Source organism: Xanthomarina sp. GH4-25 (assembly GCF_045363175.1).
Lineage (GTDB): Bacteria > Bacteroidota > Bacteroidia > Flavobacteriales > Flavobacteriaceae > Xanthomarina.
On sequence record NZ_JBJFLO010000021.1, the window covers coordinates 1 to 1301 of the forward strand.

The 1301-nt window shown below is 33.2% G+C and carries 2 protein-coding genes; both read right to left on the reverse strand.

What is annotated here, in order from left to right; all coding sequences use genetic code 11:
* Window positions 1-39 precede the first annotated feature (39 nt).
* Complete coding sequence (locus ACI5KZ_RS14755) at window positions 40-933, reverse strand: IS3 family transposase (RefSeq protein ID WP_109310326.1); 894 nt, start codon at window positions 931-933, stop codon at window positions 40-42.
* Window positions 891-1262 carry a transposase gene (locus ACI5KZ_RS14760; RefSeq protein WP_109310327.1) on the reverse strand — a complete coding sequence of 124 codons (372 nt, stop codon included), beginning with the start codon at window positions 1260-1262 and terminating at the stop codon, window positions 891-893. Before ACI5KZ_RS14760 ends, ACI5KZ_RS14755 begins: the two co-directional genes overlap by 43 nt.
* Window positions 1263-1301 lie beyond the last annotated feature (39 nt).

A 1301-nucleotide genomic window follows, 5' to 3' on the forward strand; every position in this document is an offset into this window, starting at 1 on the left:
TGTCTAGTCCTGAAATATGGCTACAGGTTAAAATTGATTTTACGCTGTTAATTTATATACCATATTTGGTGTTTTATAGTCTAAAGATAAATGTAATCTTTTAGAATTATATAATTTGATTGCATTTTTGGTTGCTCTTTTCGCGTGTGCCACGTTTGCAAAGGTCTGGTCGAGATAAAACTCATCTTTTAAAATCCCATTTACACGTTCAGCCATGGCGTTTTCATAGCAATGATTTTCTTCGGTCATACTAATCTCTATCTTTTTTCTTTTTAATATTTGTGTGTACACATTGCTGCAATATTGTATTCCTCTGTCCGAATGATGAATAAGCTGTTTAATATTTTTAGCTTGGTATATCGCCTTATTAAGTGCTCTCACACATCCATTTAGTTCCAAGCTATCACTCAGGTCATATCCAACAATTTTCCTGGAATGCATATCAGTTATTAAAGCCAAGTAACAAAAGCCTTTTACGGTTCTAATGTATGTGATGTCTGATACCCAAACTTGATTAGGTCTATTGATTTCAATGTCCTTTATGATGTTACTGTACTTATAAAAACGATGGTGTGAGTTGGTTGTCCTCATCCTATATTTCTTTCTAAGGGTTAGCATTTTATGTTTTCTAAGAAGGTTGAATAAAGTATCTCTGCCAACTTTAAGGTTAGCCTTAATAAAATCCTTATCTAAGGATTTTATAAGTTTTCTCACACCTTCTCTAGGAAGGGATTTGCGTCTTTTCCTGACGATGCATATAATCTGCTGTTCTAGTTTTAAATGCTTATCAGCTCTGGATTTGTATTTATAATACGCATCACGTTTAAGTCCGAAACAATGAGTTATAGTTGTTAAAGAAGCAAATCCCTTAGATTTCTCTTTAGCTTTAATTAAGGCTTTATACTTAGCTTTTTTTTTAGTTCGGCAACAGATTTATAGCCTAAATCTTCTGCAGCTACTTCAAGGTAAGAATCTAATACCAAGGCATCCAGATCCTTTTTAAGTAACAGTTTTTTAAGCTGTTCTATTTCCTTTTGCAAGGCTTTAATTCTAGATATTTCGTCTTTTGTTTCCACTTTTACTCTGGTGTTCATTAAGTCTTTACGATTGTACTTTTTAATCCACTCATTGACCGTTGTAGGTGCAATGGAATAGAGTTTACAAAGTTCGCTCTTTGTGTGTTTTCCGGTTGTAAGTTCGGCTAAAATTTTCAGTTTAAAAGGTTCTGAATACCGTCTGATCACTTTGTCATTTCTATACATAATGTTTAAAATTATGTAGCCTTATTTTAGGACGGGTCA